General features: G+C 47.7%; 1 protein-coding gene. It reads right to left on the minus strand.

What is annotated here, in order from left to right; translation table 11 throughout:
• Positions 1 to 52: 52 nt before the first annotated feature.
• On the minus strand, positions 53 to 2,038 hold the full coding sequence (locus P5683_RS24330) for a protein phosphatase 2C domain-containing protein (protein ID WP_035758960.1): 1,986 nt from the start codon (positions 2,036 to 2,038) through the stop codon (positions 53 to 55).
• Between the last annotated feature and the right edge of the window lie 112 nt (positions 2,039 to 2,150).

Genomic DNA, 2,150 nt, shown 5'->3' on the forward strand with positions numbered 1-2,150 from the left:
TATCCTCCCCTCCTAGGGATAAGATAAATCAACCCGCCCTCTGAGGGTTCGCCTAGGAAATGTAATAGGTAGCAGAATCTACTTCTGTGGTTGAGGGTTCCGTGGGTGTTTCCGTGGGTGTTTCCGTGGGTGTTTCCGTGGGGGAGTCTGTGGGGGAGTCTTGGTAGACTAACCGCCAAACTAAATAACCACCTGCGATCGCCAAAATCAATAAAGCCAGAATCAATACAGCCTGTTTCAATCGCTGGAGACGAGTAGCCCTCTTGTCAACAGAAGTCACAGCTTCTTCTTCCATCAAGGCGCGTGATGCTGCTGTAAATTCCGACTCTAAGGGTGGCGACTCTTGAGTGGTCGCAGTGGGTTCGACCAGAACCAATTTTTGAGGAGAAACCCCAAAATAAGTTAGAACCACCGAAACATTATCCCGACCATTTTGAGTATTAGCCACCTCAATCAAATCCCGAACCGCTGATTCTAGGGATTTTTCGCCCCGTAAAACTAAAGGCGCATAGTCCGCCCAAGTTTTCTCAACCCATTGGTTGTCACTGAGTCCATCAGAACACAACAAAAGTAGACCATCAGACTCAATGATAAACCGTTGAACTGCCGGGCGCAAAAATTCTGCCTCTCGGGTTCCCAAGGCTTGAGTTAAAGCGCCGCCATCCCGGCGTTGTTTAGCATCCCAGTATACAGCACGACCCAGACGCACTTCCCGGATGGTAACATCATCATCAATGGTCAACTGTTGACAAGACTCCGGCGTTATCCAATAGGCGCGACTATCACCGACATTAACAATATAAAGTTCATGGGCATTGTTAAAATCGAAACCAGAGCCACGTCTAGCGTGTTGTGGGAGTTGTAGTGCCATAACTAGGGTAGTTCCCATGCGCTGCTTAGATGAGCGTTCCTGCTCATCATTTTGGGCGGCAATGACATTATTAACAACTCTGGTAATTTCCTGAAGTTGATGGGCGATCATCAGGGGGGAAAGTAGGGTTTCCTGTTGCTCAACTTCCATGATGAAACTGTGAATCAAGGGCTTAATCGATTGGACAGCCAACTGACTAGCAATTTCGCCACCTTCATGACCCGCCACCCCATCACAAACTAAACTCATGTAGGGGATGAGTCTGTCATTGGGGTAAATATCGGTTTGCTTGAGATCGGTAGCTGTGGGGTAGCAACAATCTTCATTATGCGATCGCATCATACCCACATCTGTTTGACCTGCTACTGCTATATGTAAGGGCAACTCAGATGCTTGTTCTAGTAAGATCTGGTTAAGTTGAGTGGCGATCGCTTCTATGGCATCTTCTGGGCTATGGCGTAGGACTTGCACAATATCCTGTAAAGGCTGGCGGACTCTCTGATGGGCAGTTTCAATCAAAACTGACCAAGACTCAGCCAGATCTCGTAGGGTTGGTTGTATCTTACCCTGCTGATGTAACTCCCGCAATCGTACCCGCCACCCAGTTACTCGCAGGTTATGCTTAATTAGTAAACTATAGGTAGTTCCCTGCTCACACAGAGGAATCCACAATTGTAGAATCTGCCATAGCCAGTAAACTTGACGGACTGCTGTGGCTTCCGGCCATGCTTCTACCAACGAGGGGTATAAATTGCCCCGATCATCAACCGGGATATTATCCAGAAGCACAATCTCAACCATATCCTCAGCAGCAGTGAAGTTGTAAACCCCATAGACGCTGGGAATATGGAGGTGGTAAGGATACAGATACAAATAGGATGCGATCGCATCAGATAAGCGATCGGGAAGCACCGGAGGGACTCCTGGCTTAGTATCCAACCAAATTTGGGGCGCCGTCACATAGTAGCGGTTTCCAACTATTTGTCCCGATTGCATGGACTGAGCCGCAGAACCCACCGCCCACAAATAGCGATAGGTTAACGGTGTCTCACAGGTAGCACAGATTTGCTCTCCCAAGACATTGCTAGGTTTGGGACAGACCGGGTTCGTGCAGTAGATCGGGGGTGGTGATGAACTGCTGATTTGCAATAGTTTATGTAAAGACACTCTGAAGATATGTTGCCGATAGGACTCAACCAGGAAAATCAAATATAAAATAATTGTAGCTGATACATTTACGCGACATTTATCCGGCTATTGCCTGACAATGCGACGATAG

This window comes from Limnospira sp. PMC 1279.21 (genome assembly GCF_032349615.1).
GTDB lineage: Bacteria > Cyanobacteriota > Cyanobacteriia > Cyanobacteriales > Microcoleaceae > Limnospira > Limnospira fusiformis.